The organism is Enterococcus mediterraneensis (genome assembly GCF_900604485.1).
GTDB classification, from domain to species: domain Bacteria; phylum Bacillota; class Bacilli; order Lactobacillales; family Enterococcaceae; genus Enterococcus_C; species Enterococcus_C mediterraneensis.
The window spans coordinates 41654-59928 of the sequence record NZ_UWOP01000002.1; the positions used below are offsets into that span (position 1 = coordinate 41654).

At 39.9% G+C, this 18275-nt stretch carries 20 protein-coding genes; 15 read left to right on the forward strand and 5 right to left on the reverse strand.

Features of this window, described 5'->3' with window-relative positions; all coding sequences use genetic code 11:
* Both EFB00_RS12085 and EFB00_RS12090 read left to right on the forward strand, forming a co-directional pair.
* On the forward strand, positions 1-192 hold the full coding sequence (locus EFB00_RS12085; protein ID WP_122647139.1) for a DUF2273 domain-containing protein: 192 nt from the start codon (positions 1-3) through the stop codon (positions 190-192).
* Between the two features lie 20 nt (positions 193-212).
* Positions 213-974 (forward strand): Asp23/Gls24 family envelope stress response protein, encoded by a 762-nt coding sequence (locus tag EFB00_RS12090; protein WP_122647140.1) that lies wholly within the window; start codon positions 213-215, stop codon positions 972-974.
* A gap of 90 nt (positions 975-1064) precedes the next feature.
* On the opposite strand, the gene EFB00_RS12095 is transcribed toward EFB00_RS12090, so the two are convergent.
* A complete protein-coding gene (locus tag EFB00_RS12095) occupies positions 1065-1553 on the reverse strand; it encodes a GNAT family N-acetyltransferase (RefSeq protein ID WP_122647141.1) in 489 nt (162 codons plus the stop codon).
* A 128-nt stretch (positions 1554-1681) separates the two neighbouring features.
* Here EFB00_RS12095 and EFB00_RS12100 point away from each other — a divergent pair, with 128 nt between their 5' ends.
* The 3 genes from EFB00_RS12100 (at position 1682) to budA (ending at position 4759) form a co-directional block, all read left to right on the forward strand.
* Positions 1682-2023, forward strand: coding sequence for a DUF2200 domain-containing protein (locus EFB00_RS12100; RefSeq protein WP_122647142.1), 342 nt, complete (start codon positions 1682-1684; stop codon positions 2021-2023).
* Between the two features lie 351 nt (positions 2024-2374).
* On the forward strand, positions 2375-4039 hold the full coding sequence (gene alsS, locus EFB00_RS12105) for an acetolactate synthase AlsS (protein ID WP_122647143.1): 1665 nt from the start codon (positions 2375-2377) through the stop codon (positions 4037-4039).
* A gap of 12 nt (positions 4040-4051) precedes the next feature.
* Positions 4052-4759, forward strand: a complete 708-nt coding sequence (gene budA / locus EFB00_RS12110) for an acetolactate decarboxylase (protein ID WP_122647144.1) — start codon at positions 4052-4054, stop codon at positions 4757-4759.
* Between the two features lie 160 nt (positions 4760-4919).
* On the opposite strand, the gene EFB00_RS12115 is transcribed toward budA, so the two are convergent.
* On the reverse strand, positions 4920-6101 hold the full coding sequence (locus tag EFB00_RS12115) for a NupC/NupG family nucleoside CNT transporter (protein WP_122647145.1): 1182 nt from the start codon (positions 6099-6101) through the stop codon (positions 4920-4922).
* A 1031-nt stretch (positions 6102-7132) separates the two neighbouring features.
* Between EFB00_RS12115 and ilvB the strand changes: the two genes are divergently transcribed.
* The 5 genes from ilvB (at position 7133) to EFB00_RS12140 (ending at position 12701) form a co-directional block, all read left to right on the forward strand.
* Positions 7133-8809 (forward strand): biosynthetic-type acetolactate synthase large subunit, encoded by a 1677-nt coding sequence (ilvB, locus tag EFB00_RS12120; protein ID WP_122647146.1) that lies wholly within the window; start codon positions 7133-7135, stop codon positions 8807-8809.
* The gene (ilvN, locus tag EFB00_RS12125) at positions 8810-9289 is read left to right on the forward strand and encodes an acetolactate synthase small subunit (RefSeq protein WP_122647147.1); all 480 of its coding nucleotides are present in this window, start codon (positions 8810-8812) and stop codon (positions 9287-9289) included.
* Positions 9290-9344: 55 nt separating this feature from the next.
* A complete protein-coding gene (ilvC, locus tag EFB00_RS12130; protein ID WP_122647148.1) occupies positions 9345-10337 on the forward strand; it encodes a ketol-acid reductoisomerase in 993 nt (330 codons plus the stop codon).
* A gap of 15 nt (positions 10338-10352) precedes the next feature.
* The gene (gene ilvA, locus EFB00_RS12135; RefSeq protein WP_122647149.1) at positions 10353-11609 is read left to right on the forward strand and encodes a threonine ammonia-lyase IlvA; all 1257 of its coding nucleotides are present in this window, start codon (positions 10353-10355) and stop codon (positions 11607-11609) included.
* A 78-nt stretch (positions 11610-11687) separates the two neighbouring features.
* Positions 11688-12701 (forward strand): branched-chain amino acid aminotransferase, encoded by a 1014-nt coding sequence (locus EFB00_RS12140; protein WP_122647150.1) that lies wholly within the window; start codon positions 11688-11690, stop codon positions 12699-12701.
* Positions 12702-12834: 133 nt separating this feature from the next.
* On the opposite strand, the gene EFB00_RS12145 is transcribed toward EFB00_RS12140, so the two are convergent.
* Positions 12835-13374, reverse strand: a complete 540-nt coding sequence (locus EFB00_RS12145) for a GNAT family N-acetyltransferase (protein ID WP_122647335.1) — start codon at positions 13372-13374, stop codon at positions 12835-12837.
* Positions 13375-13622: 248 nt separating this feature from the next.
* Here EFB00_RS12145 and EFB00_RS12150 point away from each other — a divergent pair, with 248 nt between their 5' ends.
* Together EFB00_RS12150 and EFB00_RS12155 are read left to right on the forward strand one after the other, a co-directional pair.
* A complete protein-coding gene (locus EFB00_RS12150) occupies positions 13623-13949 on the forward strand; it encodes a PadR family transcriptional regulator (protein ID WP_122647151.1) in 327 nt (108 codons plus the stop codon).
* Positions 13950-14693 carry a permease prefix domain 1-containing protein gene (locus EFB00_RS12155; protein ID WP_122647152.1) on the forward strand — a complete coding sequence of 248 codons (744 nt, stop codon included), beginning with the start codon at positions 13950-13952 and terminating at the stop codon, positions 14691-14693.
* Positions 14694-14779: 86 nt separating this feature from the next.
* Here EFB00_RS12155 and EFB00_RS12160 read toward each other — a convergent pair whose 3' ends face one another.
* On the reverse strand, positions 14780-15334 hold the full coding sequence (locus EFB00_RS12160) for a tyrosine-type recombinase/integrase (RefSeq protein WP_122647336.1): 555 nt from the start codon (positions 15332-15334) through the stop codon (positions 14780-14782).
* A 485-nt stretch (positions 15335-15819) separates the two neighbouring features.
* On the opposite strand from EFB00_RS12160, the gene EFB00_RS12165 reads away from it, so the two are divergent.
* The 3 genes from EFB00_RS12165 to EFB00_RS13510 all read left to right on the forward strand — a co-directional run bounded on the left by EFB00_RS12165 (position 15820) and on the right by EFB00_RS13510 (position 17691).
* Complete coding sequence (locus tag EFB00_RS12165; protein WP_122647153.1) at positions 15820-16056, forward strand: hypothetical protein; 237 nt, start codon at positions 15820-15822, stop codon at positions 16054-16056.
* A 215-nt stretch (positions 16057-16271) separates the two neighbouring features.
* Positions 16272-17372 (forward strand): glycerol dehydrogenase, encoded by a 1101-nt coding sequence (locus EFB00_RS12170; protein ID WP_122647154.1) that lies wholly within the window; start codon positions 16272-16274, stop codon positions 17370-17372.
* Between the two features lie 172 nt (positions 17373-17544).
* Positions 17545-17691: a hypothetical protein gene (locus EFB00_RS13510; RefSeq protein WP_164709488.1), complete on the forward strand. Its 147-nt coding sequence runs from the start codon at positions 17545-17547 to the stop codon at positions 17689-17691.
* Positions 17692-17996: 305 nt separating this feature from the next.
* On the opposite strand, the gene EFB00_RS12175 is transcribed toward EFB00_RS13510, so the two are convergent.
* The gene (locus EFB00_RS12175; protein WP_122647155.1) at positions 17997-18203 is read right to left on the reverse strand and encodes a hypothetical protein; all 207 of its coding nucleotides are present in this window, start codon (positions 18201-18203) and stop codon (positions 17997-17999) included.
* Between the last annotated feature and the right edge of the window lie 72 nt (positions 18204-18275).

The window sequence follows — 18275 nt, forward strand, 5'->3', positions numbered from 1 at the left end:
ATGAAAGATCTACTTTTAGACTACAAGCTCCCCATCATTGGCGGGGGCATTGGATTAGTCTTAGCAATCTTGCTATTAACAATCGGATTTTTTAAAACCCTTTTGCTGCTGATTATTACATTTTTGGGAGCGGCGATTGGAATGTATGTAAAAAACCACGGACTGTTAGATAATTATCTAAACAATAAATAAAACTTAGGGGGAATCCAGTAATGAACAACAACATGAAACCAGGAAACAACGATGTAAAACCAGTATCAGCACATCCAGATCCAGTTGATCCAAACATAACAGAAAACAAAAAACCATTAACTGAACATCCAGATCCAGTTGTACCAAACGCAACAGAAGAGATCGCTAAAGAAAATGCGAAACGGGAACATGACAGCATGGGCGCTGGACATCATTCAGGACCAGCGGCACCGCATCATGGCGACTCTCAATCCATGCCGCACAACGCTTCTTCTGAAACAGACGGATCAGATATTCGAGGCGAAGTAACTTATGATGATAAAGTAGTCCAAAAAATTATCGGGATCGCTTTAGATAAAATTGATGGACTATTGACTGTTGATGGCGGCTTCTTCTCGAATGTTGCCGAAAAATTAGTGAATACAGATAATCCAGCAGCCGGTATCAATACGGAAGTTGGTAAAAAACAAGTGGCTGTAGATATGGATGTCGTGGTAGAGTATGGCCGCAATATCAAAGAAATCTATAACCAAATGAAGACACTGATCCATGATGAAGTGAAGAAGATGACTGATCTTGAAGTCATTGAAGTCAACGTCAATGTGGCGGATATCAAATCAAAAGAAGAGTACGAAGAAGACAGCGATACAGTACAAGACAAAATGTCTCGCGCTGCCGCAACGACTGGCGAATTCGCTTCACGTCAAACAAATAAAGCTAAACACGCAGTCAACAAAGGCGTGGATAAAGTACAAGAAAACAGAGAACCTCGCGTAGAGTAATCCTCAAATAACTGATCAAAAAGACCTGTGACAGAAGTCAGAGCTAATCGATTATTAGCTTGAGCGGCTTCTATCACAGGTTTTTTAGTGTCACAAATCTGTATCTGATAAATTTTTGAGATACCAGACATTCATTGCCGAATGCTCACTGCCATTCAAAGGATGACCCAGAGATTCGAAACCATACTTTTCATAAAGGGCACAGGCAGATTTCAGATCAGTATGGGTCTCTAAATAACAAGATCTGTAATGTTTTTTCGCAAATGACAAAGCGGTAAGCATCAATTGATGAGATAAACCTGATTTTTGAAATTCCGGATAGAGATAAAGCTTCTGCAATTCACAAATACTTTCAGAAGCTGAAAACGGAGCGATCCCGACCCCGCCGATGATCGTATGTTCATGTTCCAGCACCCAGTAATTTCCCGGAGTGTGTGTCTGATAATAGTCATATAAATGATCAAGATGAGGATCGAAATAGGCGGTACCGGGAAGTGCCAGATCCAGATGTTCAAGAGATCTTTTGACTAAGGTCATCACCGCTTGATTGTCCTCTTTGGTCATAGGGCGCACGTGCATAGAAAAGCCGCTCCTTTTTAAGAATTAGTATAGTGGTCGTTACTTGATTACTAGCATTATACATAACTTCGGTATTTCTGTATAATAAAATAGAAAGAAAATAATTTGCAATTTGAAGGAGAGTTTTTATGAGCCGCATCTATCAAATGACATTTGCCAGTATCTACCCAATGTATGTTCAAAAAGTCGAACGTAAAGGACGGACCAAAGAGGAATTAGATCAAGTCATTGAATGGCTGACAGGTTTTGATGAATCGAAACGAACAGAAATGATCGATACAAAGGCAACTTTTGAAGAATTTTTCGATCAAGCACAACTGAATCCTAATGTATCTTTGATCAAAGGGGTAGTCTGCGGTGTTCGTGTCGAAACCATCGAAGAACCATTGATGCAAAAAATCCGCTATTTGGACAAACTTGTTGATGAGTTGGCAAAAGGAAAAGCTTTGGAAAAAGTATTGAGAAGTTAACTGATCAAAATCAGACATAAATATGAGAACAACAATGAATATTGGAGAATCGAACTTTTTACGCCGTTTTTTAAGTGCTCCCATACAAGTTGCTTCTATTTTAATTAAAACAGCGAAATTGTAAACGGTGTCAATCGGAACTGTCTCGCTTGTCGTGCAAGAATTTTGTTAGTTTGGTTGTTTACGGATTTATTAAATAGAGATTGAAAGCCTATTCTTCAAACAAAATACTAAACAAATCGAAAAGACCATGCTATACTAGCTAATGCAACAGGGCTAAAAACTGTACTAATATTGATGCTTGTTTTTTCTTTATTTAGAAAAAACAGAGCATAAAAGGGGTAATTTTCAATGACCAAAGAGATAAAACAAGGTTCTAAAACTGTAGTAGAAAGTTTGATCAATCATAAGGTAGATTATGTTTTTGGAATCCCGGGAGCAAAGATCGACGGGGTTTTTAATGAATTGGAAGATCAAGGTCCTGAATTGATCGTTACAAGACATGAACAAAATGCGGCGTTTATGGCTCAAGCGATCGGTCGGATCACTGGAGAACCTGGAGTCGTGATCGCTACCAGCGGTCCAGGAGCTAGTAATCTAGCTACAGGTTTAGTGACCGCAACCGCTGAAGGAGACCCGGTGTTAGCGATCGCTGGACAAGTCAAACGCAGCGATCTATTGAAACTGACCCACCAAAGCATGGACAATGCAGCGTTGTTCAAACCAATCACTAAATACAGTGTGGAAGTACAAGATCCTGAAACCATCTCAGAAATCATTGCTAATGCCTATCGTATGGCAAAAAGTTCTAAAAAAGGTGCCAGTTTTATCAGCATTCCTCAAGATGTAGTTGATGCGCCTGTAAAAGGCGAGGTCATCAAACCATTGAAAGATCCACAACTAGGTTCAGCATCAGCTGATGATATCCGCTATTTGGCAGAAAAGATCCGTGACGCAAAATTGCCGGTTTTATTGGTAGGTATGCGTGGTTCCAGTGAAAAAGAAACAGCTGCGATCCGTAAACTAGTAGATAAAACTGACTTGCCGGTAGTTGAAACCTTCCAAGCAGCCGGTGTCATCTCACGGGAATTGGAGGAACACTTCTTTGGACGTGTGGGACTTTTCAGAAATCAGCCTGGAGACATGTTATTAAAACGCAGTGACTTAGTGATCGCGATCGGTTATGACCCTATCGAATACGAAGCTCGCAACTGGAACGCAGAAAAAGATGCACGGATCATCGTGATCGATGAAACACCAGCGGAAATCGATCCTTATATGCAGCCGGAAAGAGAATTGATCGGTAACATCTCCGCTACGCTGGAACTCTTGAACGATTCTTTAGAAACCAATCAAGTTTCAACAGACGCAAAAGAATATCTTGCCTCTTTACAAGAAAAATTGACCGCTCGTGATGTAGTGGAAACACAAGGCGATGAAGGGATTTTGCATCCATTAGAAGTCATCAATACGCTGCAATCAAAAGTCACCGATGATATGACAGTCACAGTCGATGTGGGCAGTCATTACATTTGGATGGCACGACATTTCAGAAGTTATGAACCACGCCATTTGTTATTCAGCAATGGGATGCAAACATTAGGTGTTGCTTTGCCATGGGCGATCTCTGCGGCGTTGGTTCGTCCTGATACGCAAATCGTTTCAGTTTCAGGTGACGGCGGCTTCTTGTTCTCTGCCCAAGATTTGGAAACGGCGGTTCGTAAAAAATTAAACATCGTCCACTTGATCTGGAACGATGGACACTATAATATGGTGGAATTCCAAGAGAAAATGAAATACCAACGTTCATCTGGTGTGGATTTTGGCTCAGTTGATTTTGTAAAATATGCAGAAGCATTCGGTGCTAAAGGACTTCGAGTAACCAATGTAGAAGAATTGGAACAAGCGTTGGAAGAAGGGTTCGCAACAGAAGGTCCTGTGATCATCGATATCCCTATCGATTACCGCGACAATGAAAAATTAGGTGAAACGATTTTACCAGATCAATTTTATTAAGGAAGTGTTAACGTGTTAGAAAAAAATTTATACCAACATGGAACGATGGGTGCTTTAATGGCCGGATTATTGGATGGAACAGAAACAATCTCGAAGATACTTGAACATGGATCTTTGGGAATAGGTACATTACATGGATTAGACGGCGAACTCATTATTTTAGACGGAGTTGCTTATCAAGGTCGTTCAGACGGCGCATTGATCCAGTTATCTGGTACAGAAACAGCATCCTACGCTGCGGTGACCAACTTTATGGCGGATAAGCAATATGATATCGAAGCGATGGATGGGGAAACGCTGAAAAAAGAGATCCTGTCTAATGAAGCAGGAGAAAATCTTTTCTTGGCCGTCAAGGTCACCGGTCTATTCAAAAATATGCACATTCGAATCATGCCAAAACAAGAAAAACCTTATAAACGACTGGTGGAAGTGTCAAAAGTACAGCCGGAATTTCAACAAGAAAACATCCAAGGAACATTGATGGGTTTCTTTACGCCAGCGCTGTTCCAAGGTATAGCTGTCGCAGGATTCCATCTGCATTTTGTCGATGAAGCCAAGACATTTGGCGGTCACGTAATGGATTTTGAAGTGGAAAAGGGGCATGTTGAGATCAGTCAGATCGAATCATTGATCCAACACTTTCCTGTGAACGACCCAACTTTTGTTGAAGCTAAGATCGACTATGCCGATCTGGAAAATGAGATCCAAGCAGCAGAATAACAGAAATATCATTAAAAATAGGATCGTAACGTAAGTAGTTTTGTTTCGATCTATCAAAAAAGGAGTTCTCGAAATATTTCGAGAACTCCTTTTTTATCTCTCATCATCCATCTATAAAAGAGGAGCGATGAATTGTCTAATCCATTGAAGCAATTAAAAATCAGACGAGCAATCCGGTAATGATCGCACTTAAAAAGCTGACCAGTGTTGCGCTCAATAAGATTTTCAAGCCGTGTTTTGCAATCAGATTGCCTTTTTCTTCGTTTAAGCCTTTCATCGCACCAGAGATGATTCCAATAGAAGCGAAGTTTGCGAATGAAACTAAAAAGACAGAGATGATCGCTGTTGTCCGATCACTGAAAGCATACGTACCATTTGCTAATTCTGTCATTGCGACGAATTCATTTGTGACTAATTTGGTGGCCATGATACTGCCGGCATCGACTGCTTCTGACCAAGGAATCCCTGTCAAAAGTGCTAATGGAGCAAAGACATAGCCCAAGATTTCTTGAAAAGAAATCCCGAAAATCCCTGAGAAGATCGCATTGATCATCGCGATCAACGCTACAAAACCAATCAACATAGCTGCTACCGTTACCGCAACATGAAAACCATCTAAGATATATTCTCCCAGCATTTGGAAGAAGGTCTGTGATTTGTCTTCTTCAATCACTAATTCATCTTCATTTTCGTTTAATTCATAAGGATTGACGATGGATGCGATAATAAAACCGCCAAATAAATTCAAGACCAGTGCAGTAATCACATATTTCGAATCAATCAGTGCCATGTAAGAGCCGACGATCGACATGGATACGGTAGACATCGCTGAGATTGCCATCGTGACTAAACGTTTTTCTGTTAAAAGCGGAAGCTCTTTTTTGACAGAGATGAATACTTCCGACTGACCAAGGATGGCTGAAGCAATTCCGTTGTAAGATTCCAGTTTGCCCATTTTATTGATTTTGCTCAATCCTAAACCGATCATACGCATGAACCATGGCAGAATCTTGATATATCGCAAGATACCAATAATTGCGGAAATAAAAATAATCGGCATCAAAACGTTGAGGAAGAAAGGAAAACTGCCTTTATTTGCGATGCCGCCAAAAACAAATTCAACACCGGAATTAGCAAAAGACAATAATTGATCAAACATTTTTGATAAACCAGCGACAACCGTTGTCCCGGCAGTTGTTCGTAACAGCAGAAAGCCTAGAACAAATTGCAGGAAAAACATCCAGACCAATGGTTTCAAACGGATTGCTTTTTTATTTGTACTGATCAGGTAAGCAACCCCTAAAACCACAATAAAACCAATAAAACTTAAAAGATAATTCAAATAATCACTCCTTATAAAATTCGATTTATTGTATCTATTTTTATTTAAAAAAACTATCGAAATCCGATATTTTTTAGCACATTCTTAGATAAAACGTTATCAAAAAATAACGAAAACGGTTTATCGGTAAATAGGTAAGATCATCGGCTTTTTATGTCTGGGATAAAAGAGTTTCACTTAAATCTAAAAGTCTAATTTTTTTCTGTATGTTAGAAACAAGCAGTGTTCTTGCTCCTGTTGATTACTGCGTCGCTTTGGAGAGACGAATCAAAGAAAAAATTTTTTAAGCAAAAAAATTTCAATAAAGGCATCAGAACAAAGAAGAAAAACAGTCGACATTCAGGAGAAACATCTCTATCTAAAAAAATATAAAATAACGTCACTGAAATCATTCAATCACAAGAAGATTTTACAGGAATGGAACGGCTAAATGGTCGAGGATATTTTTCCTTTTAAAAAATCTCAATTTTTAAGAGTAGCAAACTAAGTACAAGAAAAATTTTGCAGTGATGTATACAAATGAGATTTTTCTGGTCAACTCAGCTAAAAGATGTTCTTCAGTAGGTAAAGGTAAAACCAGATCATTGAAGGGATCCAGTTGGGGATCAGAGGTGATCAATACGCTTAAAAATAACTAATAGCAACTGATTTGAAAATAAAAATGGAATTTTCAGAATTTTTAGCAAAAAATGTGTTGACAATAAAAAAAACGAGGTATATATTTAGTTCAACAAATTTTTACACATTTTATTTTAATTTTATAATGAATTGGAGATACCCATCATGGTTAAGAATTTTGCAAACATCGTCATTGTTTTACGATCGAGGACTTAAGACATTGCGCTAAACGCTAATGTTTAAGTCCTGTTTGTCTTAACCAAATGGGATTTAAGACATCCCATTAAATTTTAATGGGGTGTCTTTTTTTTAAGAAGAATGGAGTGGATATATGAGAACAAATAAAAACAAAATGAGATTCTTCGATACATCAACTCAATTTTGCAACAAAATTTATGGAAGGAGGATAGCCAATGACCGATAAAAACTACACGGGAGCAGAGATTTTACTAAAAGTCTTGAAAGAACATGATGTCGATACGGTATTCGGCTATCCAGGAGGAGCAGTCCTTCCACTTTATGATGCGTTGTATGACGATAGTATCCACCATATCTTGACTCGTCACGAGCAAGGCGCAGTACATGCAGCAGAAGGTTACGCAAAAGCAACCGGCAAACCGGGAGTAGTGATCGTTACAAGCGGACCCGGGGCAACAAATGCTGTGACTGGGATAGCAGATGCAATGAGCGATTCTGTACCGTTGATCGTATTTACCGGTCAAGTAGCGACCTCTGGTATCGGCAAGGATGCCTTTCAAGAGGCTGATATTGTTGGAATCACCATGCCGATCACTAAAAATAATTATCAAGTTCGTTACCCAGAAGATTTACCGAAAATCATTGATGAAGCTTTTCATATTGCGACCACTGGCAGAAAAGGTCCAGTCGTGATCGATTTGCCGAAAGATTTGACTGTCAGTCGTATCCAATATACAGCACGCAAGCCAGTTCATCTGGCAAGTTATCAGCCGACATACCAGCCAAATAAATTACAGATTCATCGTTTGATAGAAGCATTGAAGCAATCGAAAAAGCCTGCTGTGTTAGCTGGCGGAGGGATCCATTACGCAGATGCAGTCCCAGAGTTTCGTCAATTTATTGAAAAATATCGTATTCCTACATTGTCAACTTTGTTGGGATTGGGGGCATTGCCGACAGATCATGAATTGTTTTTAGGTATGGGAGGAATGCATGGTACATTTGCCGCTAACATGGCATTGACTGATTGCGATTTGTTGATTAATTTTGGCGCTCGATTCGATGATCGGCTAGCAAGCGCGCCGCAATCATTTGCGCCGAATGCCATCATCGCACACGTCGATATCGATCCAGCTGAAATCGGAAAAGTAGTTAAAACGCAGTTGCCGATCGTTGGTGATGCGAAGGCCGCACTCCAAGCCCTGTTAGCAGAAGACGCTACTGTTTCTTGTAGCAAGTGGCAAGAGCTGAACCAACTTCGAAAGAAACGCCATCCTTTCCATTACCAACCAAGTGAAGAGGAAATCAAACCGCAAGCGATCATTGAAGAAATCGGCAGAATCACCGATGGAGAAGCGATCGTTGTAACAGACGTTGGACAGCATCAAATGTGGGCTGCGCAGTTTTATCCATTTAAAAATACCAATCAGCTGATCACAAGCGGCGGCTTAGGAACAATGGGATTCGGGATCCCCGCTGCGATTGGGGCGCAATTAGCACACCCGGATAAAACAGTCGTATTATTTGTTGGCGATGGCGGGTTTCAAATGACTAGCCAAGAGCTTGCGATCTTGAATGATTATCAATTACCGATCAAAATCATTCTTTTGAACAACGGTTCTCTTGGTATGGTTCGACAATGGCAAGAACGCTTCTTTAACGGCCGCAAATCAGAATCCGTTTTTCACAGTCAGCCAGATTTTATCAAACTTGCGGAAGCTTACGGTGTACAAGCGAAAAAATACGAACAGCAAAATCAGCTTGCGGATTTTGCGGATTTCTTCCAAAAACAGGCACCGGTTTTGATGGAAGTTATGATTCCGGGAACAGAAGAAGTTTTGCCGATGGTTCCTGCTGGTAAACCAAATGATCAAATGTTGGGGGTGGACTAAATGCGGCGAACGATCACAGCGACAGTACAAAATAATTCCGGTGTCCTTAACCGTTTTACCGGTGTTTTAAGCCGGCGGCAAGTAAATATCGAGAGTATCTCGGTAGGTTCTACTGAACAACCAAATATTTCCCGCATTACCATCGTGATTCACGTAAAGTCACCTGCAGAAGTAGAACAAGTGACCAAACAGCTAAACAAACAAATTGATGTCGTGAAAGTCACAGACATCACCGATGAACCACATTTAGAAAGAGAATTAGCGTTAGTTAAAGTGAATGCACCAGCGGCGATCCGCTCGGAACTTTTATCGGTTATTGATCCGTTTCGGGCCAATATCATTGATGTTGGCACAAAGTCAGTGGTGATACAAGTAACAGGAACCAGCGAAAAGATCGATGCGTTTGTGGATATCATCTCTTCCTACGGTGTGAAAGAATTGGCACGTACAGGAGTCACCAGTTTTATCAGAGGAAACTAAATTGCTCTTACAAGCATTTGCTTTTGAGATAGAGAAAAAATTGGAGGAATTAATTATGGCAAAAGTATATTATGACGAATCAGTAGCTACAAACTTCTTGGAAGGTAAAACAGTTGCCATCATCGGCTATGGTTCACAAGGCCATGCCCATGCACAAAACTTACGTGACAATGGTAACCACGTAGTCGTTGGGATCCGTGAAGGAAAATCAGCAACTGCAGCCAGACATGATGGCTTCGATGTCAAATCAGTAGCAGATGCAACGAAAGAAGCAGATGTTGTAATGGTGTTGGCACCAGATGAAGTACAAGGAACACTCTATGAAAATGAAATTGCACCAAACTTAGAAGCTGGTAACGCATTGGCTTTTGCTCATGGTTTCAATATCCATTTTGATGTCATCCAACCACCAAAAGATGTTGATGTCTTTTTAGTAGCGCCAAAAGGACCAGGACATTTGGTTCGGCGGACTTTTGCTGAAGGGTTTGGGGTACCTTCCTTGTTTGGTGTCCATCAAGACGCAACGGGGAATGCTCGAGAAGTCGCATTATCATACGCAAAAGGAATTGGTGCAACTCGTGTAGGTGTATTGGAAACCACCTTTAAAGAAGAAACAGAAACCGACCTTTTTGGTGAACAAGCTGTTCTTTGTGGAGGATTGACCAGCATGATCGAAGCCGGATTTGAAACATTGACTGAAGCCGGCTATCAGCCAGAACTTGCTTACTTTGAAGTTTGTCATGAAATGAAATTGATCGTCGACTTGATCTATGAAGGTGGATTTGAAAAAATGCGTTACTCAATCTCAAATACCGCGGAATTTGGCGATTACGTTTCCGGTCCTCGTGTAATCACAGAAGAAACGAAAAAGAATATGAAAGCCGTATTGACAGATATCCAAAATGGTTCATTTGCGAAAAAATTTGTTGATGACAATAAAAATGACTTTAAAGAATTCCACAAATTACGTGAAAAAAACGGTAATCATCCAATGGCAGCAGTCGGCGCAGAATTGCGTAAAATGATGCCTTTTGTAAATCAGGATTAGAAAGTTGGGGAGCGGATGGAAGAGTTAACATATATGGATGTCGAGGCGGCCTATCAAGTCTTGGCTCCAGCAGTAAATAAAACTCCGTTACAATATGATCGTTATCTTTCAGAAAAGTACGATTGTCAGGTGTATCTAAAAAGAGAAGACCTGCAAAAAGTTCGTTCATTCAAGTTGCGGGGAGCCTACTATGCGATTCATCAGCTGCCAAAATCAGAATTAGCAAAAGGGATCGTCTGTGCCAGCGCGGGAAATCACGCACAAGGAGTCGCTTTTACATGTAAGGAAATGGATGTGAAGGCAACGATTTTCATGCCTACAACCACACCAAACCAAAAAATCTCGCAAGTGGAATTTTTCGGCGGAGAGAATGTCGAAGTCAAATTAATTGGGGATACATTTGACGCTTCTGCTTCAGCAGCAAAAAACTTTGCTGCTGAAGGAGGACAAACATTCATTCCACCCTTTGATGATTATGCGATCATTGCTGGACAAGGAACGACTGCCGTAGAGATTTTCAATGAAGCAAAAGCAAAACAGGTTTCCGTAGACGTTCTCTTAGCAGCGGTTGGCGGAGGCGGCTTGCTAAGCGGCGTTTCTCTTTACGCGAAAGGCGTATCTCCAAATACAAAAGTAATAGGGGTCGAGCCAACAGGAGCAGCATCAATGGCCGCTGCTTTTGAAGCTGGCGCACCTGTAGATTTAGCGGAGATAGAAAAATTTGTTGATGGCGCAGCTGTAAAAAAAGTCGGTCAGCTGACTTATGATATTTGTAAAAAGAACGTTGATCAGCTCTTAGCAGTTCCGGAAGGACAGGTTTGTTCAACGATTTTAGAACTTTACTCAAAACAAGCGATCGTTGCTGAACCGGCTGGCGCGCTAAGTGTCACAGCTCTTGAAGTTATCAAAGATGAAATCAAGGGAAAAACAGTTGTTTGCGTCATCAGCGGTGGGAATAATGATATTAATCGGATGGCGGAAATTGAAGAACGTTCCTTAGTGTTTGAAGGATTAAAACATTATTTTGTGATCAATTTTCCGCAGCGTCCAGGAGCTTTGCGGGAGTTTGTTACCGATATTTTAGGGGAAGGTGACGACATCACTCGATTTGAGTATACAAAAAAGGTCAATCGGGGAACCGGCCCGGTCGTTCTTGGTATCTTGTTGAAGGAACCAGAGAGCTTAGCGCCTCTTTTGGCTAGAATCGCTGACTTTGACCCGTCATTTATTGAATTGAGTCAAAATCCATCCCTATATTCGTTATTAGTATAGTAGAAAAAAGAAAAAGGTATTATTGGGTGAAAGTATAAAATAACGAAATAGATTTTCTTTTATAAAGGAGCGCGACTTATGGAAAAAATGGATTGGGCAAATCTGGGGTTTCAGTATCATAACTTACCCTATCGTTTTGTTGCACATTTCAAAGAAGGGCAATGGCAAAAAGGTACCTTGCAAGAATCAAATGAATTAACAATCGGCGAAGCTTCGACGGCGTTGCATTATGGCCAACAGTGTTTTGAAGGATTAAAAGCCTATCGACGCAAAGACGGAAAAATCCAATTATTCCGTGCAGATCAAAACGCGCAACGTTTGAATCAGAGCGCTAAACGTTTGTTGATGCCGGAAGTACCAGAGAGTATGTTTTTAGAAGCAATCAAAACTGTTGTTCGGGCCAATGAGGAGTTTGTTCCTCCATATGGCTATGGGGCTACATTGTACGTGCGGCCTTTATTGATCGGTGTGGGGAATTGTTTAGGTGTTCAGCCAGCAGAAGAATATCTCTTTATCGTCTTCTGTTCACCAGTAGGCGCCTACTTTAAAGATGGGCTGAAACCTGCTGATTTTATCGTTACGGATTTTGACCGGGCAGCACCTGTCGGGACGGGCGCAAGCAAAGTCGGCGGGAATTACGGCGGTAGTTTGTACCCCCATCTAGAAGCGGTGAAAGCTGATTTTGCGGATTGTATTTATCTTGATCCTGCTACCCATACAAAAATCGAAGAAGTAGGAGCAGCAAACTTCTTTGGGATCACTCAAGATGGAGAATTTGTTACACCGTTATCAGAGTCCATCTTACCATCCATTACGAAATATTCATTGCTTTATTTGGCAAAAGATCGCTTTGGTATGCCAACAATCGAGGGCGATGTCTATATCGATGAGCTGGATCGATTCAAAGAAGCCGGTGCATGCGGAACCGCTGCAGTCATCACACCAATCGGTGGCATTCAATATAGAGATAATCTTCATGTCTTTTACAGTCAGACCGAAGTTGGACCGACGATCCGGAAACTATATGACGAATTGGTCGGTATACAATTTGGTGATGTTGAAGCTCCTGAAGGCTGGATCCAAGAAGTATAGAAAAACGATTCATTTGATCGACTTATAAAGTGGTCAAATGAATCGTTTTTGCGTAGAAATCAAAAAGGAAGCTGTTCATTCGTGTCAGCTTTCTTTTTGATCATTTTTATGTTCAAAATAGGGGATGATCGCTTCAGTTTTTTTTCAATTCGTCCCGCAAAATTCCGTACTTCACGGAATCAAAATATTGGTTCTGCCAGAATCGTACTTTGCGGATGACACCTTCTTTTTGCATCCCAATCTTTTCGCCGACTTTTTGCATCCCAAGATTACCGGACCATGTGGTAAAACCAAGATGCGGTAAATAAGGATAGCGGTCAAATAATTCATGGCACCAAAGTTTTAACGCGGCAGAACCGATCCCATTTCCCCAATCGGCTGGATCATAAATCGTGATACCTGTCTCAAGCCATTGTTTTAACTGACCATCTTCCCAATAAGCAGTGACCATACCTACTAGCTGATTTTCAGTCATGATCAATTTCCGATGAGGATGATTCACCGAGTCTTTGCCCCAACCGGTAGAAAATTCTTGCCAGTTCAACACCGGGTCCTGAAAATACGGACCATTAAATTCCATCCATGTCAAATCAGCATTTGGACCATAACTGATTTCCCATAATGGTTTCAAATCTTCTTGCGTGATTTCTTTCAACCAGATTTTTTTCATAATTACCCCATACACGCTCTCTTTTTTCACATAGTATAGCACCACGACAGAGGCAAAGCAAAAAGAATTTGTGAGAAAAAAGCTGTTGTATGGCCGTTTTTTTAATTACATCGTATTCTTTGAAAACAAAGATATTTGCCGTTCTTTCATCCAAAATAGGTCTAAAGTCCTAGCAAAATTTACTTTACCTGTCGTAGTAGTTGGAGTATACTGATTACAACGACAGATGAAGTAATAATGGAGGAAGCAAAATGATCTCAAGTGATGGCATTCGCGGGTATAATGATGCGATTATTTTGTCAATCCTGAAAAAAAATGATTCTTACGGGTATGAGATTTCAAAAACGATCCGTGAAGTGACGGATGAAAAATACATCATCAAAGAAACGACACTTTACTCCGTTTTTGCGCGCCTGGAAAAAAATAATCTGATCAGTTCTTATCCTGGAGAGATCACACATGGTAAGAAACGGACCTACTATAAAATAACGGAACCTGGATTAGAATATTTGAAGGAAAAACAACAGGAATGGCAATCAACAAAAGCAGTTGTTGATCAGTTTATGGAGGGAAATTAAATGGATACGATTCGCAATTATTTAGAAAGTCTTTTTATCGAAGTACCGAAAACAACAGAGACTGAAAAACTAAAATCAGATTTATTAGCAAACATGGAAGATCATTATCATGAATTGATTGAAGAAGGAAAAAGCGAGCATGAAGCTATCGGAGCTGTTATCGCTACGTTCGGTTCCATTGACGAGTTGTTGGAAGAGTTGAATTTGGAAAAGGAAATGGAGTTTACGCAGCAAGAAACCAACGTCTTCGATTTGGAAGACGCGGAACATTACTGGAAAGAATACAGGAAGGCCAGTTTGCAGATTGCGTTTGGTGTATTCACCAGTTGGGGAACATTGGGCAGTTTTCTATTTTTCATAACGATTGATGGAGTCGCATTGGCGTTTTGTAGTTTATTTTTAGGGATCGCAATATCAGTGGGACTATTCATTATCGGCGGTATGAGATATACAAAGGCGAGTCGGTCAATGGCAAATCTTGTGGTCTCCAGCAAGGTGATGCGAGAAGCAGCATTACGAGAAGATGCCTATCGACGCAGTTTTGCTTTTTCTTTAGTAGTAGGGATCGGATTATGTGTCTTTTCTCTATTTCCGATCATGGCAAGTATCAGCGGCGGCTTTCACCCAGCGTTGGGTATTTTTATGTTCTTTTCAACAGCATCTTTAGGAATCTTTTTGCTGACATACGGCAGTATGATCCGCAATTCTTACCATAAACTAACCAAAGACGGATTTTTATGGTAAAGCCAACATTGAGAAAATTGTATAGCAATATAAAAAGTGGAAACCATTAGTTTGATGATTTCCACTTTTTTGTTGGATCGAAATATTTAAGCACCCAGCCGGAAAGATTTTAGAGAAGTGGCTACTTCATCGTCAGTGATCCCGATATATCTTTTCGTGATCTCTTGAGAACTGTGATTGAAAATATACATCAAAATGGCGATATCTTTAAATTCTTGATAATGATGGTAGCCAAATGTCTTTCTTAGAGTATGGGTCCCTATATCGTGCCGATCCAATTTTTCAGCAGCATCAGTCAAAATTTTATAGACTGTGTTCCGTTTGATGTGCCCGCCTTGTTGACGGGAAGGAAAGAGCCAGTCTTCATCTTTCATATCTTTGATGTATTCATTGATCTCATAGCGGATATTTGTCAGAAAGAGAGGTTTTCTTTTTCTGGTTTTTTCTTCTATTATATAGGGCTGATCACTGTAACGGACATCACCGACTTTCAGCTTCACGATGTCACCCATCCGAAGCCCATTGTTGATTCCAAATAAAAATAAAAATTCATTTCGCTTGCCGAACTCCGTTTTTGAAAGTTCGTGTTGAAAAAGAATAATATCTTTTTCCGTACGAAGGGGTTGGACGTTGTACGTCATTTTTGCTTTAGCCAAAAATCAAACCTCCTGGCATTCTTTTGCGTATTTATTTATGAAAATTCTGACTTCATCATTAAGAGAATTTTGTCTCGTTTTGATGAACTGAAAAAACGATATTTCTAAAAATGGCGATTTAATAGGATTTTCAGTTCACTATTTTAAACAAAATAGTGAACTTATTATAGCACACTCATTTAATTAGTAAAGGATGGATAAAAAAGACAAAAAACAAGTGATGTCGCAGAGGAGGATTCTAAGCCCATGTTTATATTTTTTATGAGTAGGTGTAGGTAACTTGATCTCTGAGTGCGTATTTTTGAGAAACCCAATATTTAGTGGGAAAATACGTGTTTAAATGGCGATTTCTGTAATCTTTATCATAGAAAATCAAAATAATTTATTTAGCGTCCTTCAATCAAAAATGCTTGTGATATACTGAATATAAGGAAACTAGGTGAAAAACAACCTGAAAGGAGAGCGACAAAATGGAAGAATCGATTTTTTTTAATTTGGGAAATGCTATCGCTTCTAACTATGATACAAAGGAATTAGCCCGCACAGCTCAAATTGAATATTCAAAACGAAAGCTTGGAGGTCATTTAGTGATCGTAAAAGATCCTGAGACCGGTGAACAATTTCTTTTTGATACCAGTGATCAATTGGAATCAGCTGAAGACGGAAAACCATTTGTTGAACAATATATCGTGGAGCGGAAAGAATAGCCTTTTTCGATTGGTGTATGCAGTTAGCAAAGAGTCAGAAAGTCATTTTTATTAGTGACAGATTTTTATGGTTATTGTTATTTTAAAAGCAAAATGTGTTGCGTTAAAATGTAAGGGTTTTCTTAGGTGGTGTGTTTCTACCGAACACAAACTAATTGGGTGAATGAAATTTGTTTTCTTCACTTTAATTAAATAAAAATTTTTGGAGGGTTCACATGGAAAAAGTATTTGCCAGTCCATCAAGGTATGTACAGGGTCGGGATGTTTTAACAACAGGGATCACGCATCTTCAAAGTTTGGGAAAGACACCTTTGTTGCTGTGTGACGACGTAGTCTGGGGAATCGTTGGTGAAAAATTCCAAATGAATTTGGAAAAAGCAAATATGCAAGTTACACGAGTCGAATTCAACGGCGAAGCATCAACAGTCGAGATCGATCGCGTCAGTGAAATCGGGAGATCCAATAATTGTGATCTAGTCATTGGTTTAGGCGGCGGAAAAACGATCGATGTGGCCAAAGCCATTAGTGATAATTTGGAAATGCCAGTGGCGATCCTTCCAACGATTGCGTCCACTGATGCTCCAACCTCTGCTTTATCTGTTATTTATTCGGAAGAAGGAACCTTTGAGAAATACTTATTTTACAAAAAGAATCCAGAATTGGTATTGGTGGACACTTCAGTGATCGCAAAAGCTCCTTGTCGATTATTAGCTTCCGGGATCGCGGATGCTTTAGCAACATGGGTAGAAGGTCGATCAGTCATTGAAGCCCACGGGTCAACAATGAGTGGTGGTGCGCCAACATTAGCTGCCGAAGCGATCGCTGCAAAATGTGAAGAGGTTTTATTCGAAAATGGTCTTCAGGCTTTCGAAGCCTGTCGCGCAAATGTTGTTTCACCAGCGTTAGAAGCCGTGGTAGAAGCGAACACATTGCTCAGCGGGATCGGTTTTGAAAGCTGTGGACTTGCTGCGGCACATGCGATCCATAACGGGTTCACTGCATTACATGGAGAGATCCATAGTTTGACTCACGGTGAAAAAGTGGCCTATGGGACATTAACACAACTGTTTTTAGAAAATAAACCGAAGGAAATGTTGGATCGCTTCATCTATTTCTATCAAGCTCTTGATCTGCCGACAACATTGCAAGATTTGAAGTTGGAGGGTGTTTCTTATGGTGATTTGCTGAAGGTCGGTAAATTGGCGACTCAAGAAGGAGAGACTATCCATCAAATGGCTGAAAAATTCACCGCCGAAGATGTTACTGACGCACTTTTTGCAGTTGATGCGTACGTTCGGTCGTTGAGGAATGGATAAGTAATGATCAATTGGTCCATTTAACGGAGACAAAGAGGAAAAAGGGGTATTGATCCGCAATCAATCAATGAGATTTCTGAACTATATAAAAGCGTAGACTGGACGAATTACACAAATAATACCAAAAGATTGTCCAAAGCTTTTGATAAATCTGAATATGTGATAAAACGTGATGAAAAAGACAAAATCAACGCTTTTGTTCGGTGGATCACTGATTTTAGCTGTTTTAGCATTCAGTCACCGTTGGTTGCTCGTGATCATTAAAGGAAACAAAAAAGGTGAGTTGAAGTTCAAACCATATTATTATGACAGCCCTTAAGCAAATCTTTTTGTGATTAAATAAGTTTCTGAAAGCACTGGAAATAAAAGAATATTTACAAAAGCGTGTATGAGGAAAGCGCCATTTGAAGGTTGACCTGATCCAAAAAGTTAGACTTTTATGGAGTGGAGAAATCCACTCCTTTTTCATATGCTAAAAATTATATTTTTAAGCAATTGCTACTGTTTTATGAAATTGGACTGGATTTTGCTAGTTCGATTTTTATTTAATTTATTATTGTAATAGATATAGCAATCGTTCCTTTCAGATTATTCCAAATCGGAAAACTTCTAACTTTAAAAACTTCATCGATTTAACCATAATATACCGAATCCGATGATCATTATCACTCCACCCCATAAAAATTGCCAGAACATACTCCGATCACCTAACATCCAACGAAAAAGGAAAAATTTTCTGCCAAACGCAAATAATAACAGGCCGATCGTAAAAACGATAAATCCAGTAAAGCCTAAGGGATTATTGTTGTATTCATTTATCAATTGATCCATGATGTTACTCCATTCATTTGAATTCTAGTCAGAAAATTTTTTGCCACATCTATTATCCAACGAGTTTATACG

Excerpts from the sequence above, each read along its gene's own strand:
- EFB00_RS12085 (WP_122647139.1), top strand. The coding sequence starts at position 1 with ATGAAAGATCTACTTTTAGACTACAAGCTCCCCATCATTGGCGGGGGC.
- EFB00_RS12090 (WP_122647140.1), top strand. The coding sequence starts at position 213 with ATGAACAACAACATGAAACCAGGAAACAACGATGTAAAACCAGTATCA.
- EFB00_RS12095 (WP_122647141.1), bottom strand. The coding sequence starts at position 1,553 with ATGCACGTGCGCCCTATGACCAAAGAGGACAATCAAGCGGTGATGACC.
- EFB00_RS12100 (WP_122647142.1), top strand. The coding sequence starts at position 1,682 with ATGAGCCGCATCTATCAAATGACATTTGCCAGTATCTACCCAATGTAT.
- alsS (WP_122647143.1), top strand. The coding sequence starts at position 2,375 with ATGACCAAAGAGATAAAACAAGGTTCTAAAACTGTAGTAGAAAGTTTG.
- ilvB (WP_122647146.1), top strand. The coding sequence starts at position 7,133 with ATGACCGATAAAAACTACACGGGAGCAGAGATTTTACTAAAAGTCTTG.
- ilvN (WP_122647147.1), top strand. The coding sequence starts at position 8,810 with ATGCGGCGAACGATCACAGCGACAGTACAAAATAATTCCGGTGTCCTT.
- ilvC (WP_122647148.1), top strand. The coding sequence starts at position 9,345 with ATGGCAAAAGTATATTATGACGAATCAGTAGCTACAAACTTCTTGGAA.
- ilvA (WP_122647149.1), top strand. The coding sequence starts at position 10,353 with ATGGAAGAGTTAACATATATGGATGTCGAGGCGGCCTATCAAGTCTTG.
- EFB00_RS12140 (WP_122647150.1), top strand. The coding sequence starts at position 11,688 with ATGGAAAAAATGGATTGGGCAAATCTGGGGTTTCAGTATCATAACTTA.
- EFB00_RS12150 (WP_122647151.1), top strand. The coding sequence starts at position 13,623 with ATGATCTCAAGTGATGGCATTCGCGGGTATAATGATGCGATTATTTTG.
- EFB00_RS12155 (WP_122647152.1), top strand. The coding sequence starts at position 13,950 with ATGGATACGATTCGCAATTATTTAGAAAGTCTTTTTATCGAAGTACCG.
- EFB00_RS12160 (WP_122647336.1), bottom strand. The coding sequence starts at position 15,334 with ATGACGTACAACGTCCAACCCCTTCGTACGGAAAAAGATATTATTCTT.
- EFB00_RS12165 (WP_122647153.1), top strand. The coding sequence starts at position 15,820 with ATGGAAGAATCGATTTTTTTTAATTTGGGAAATGCTATCGCTTCTAAC.
- EFB00_RS12170 (WP_122647154.1), top strand. The coding sequence starts at position 16,272 with ATGGAAAAAGTATTTGCCAGTCCATCAAGGTATGTACAGGGTCGGGAT.
- EFB00_RS13510 (WP_164709488.1), top strand. The coding sequence starts at position 17,545 with ATGAAAAAGACAAAATCAACGCTTTTGTTCGGTGGATCACTGATTTTA.
- EFB00_RS12175 (WP_122647155.1), bottom strand. The coding sequence starts at position 18,203 with ATGGATCAATTGATAAATGAATACAACAATAATCCCTTAGGCTTTACT.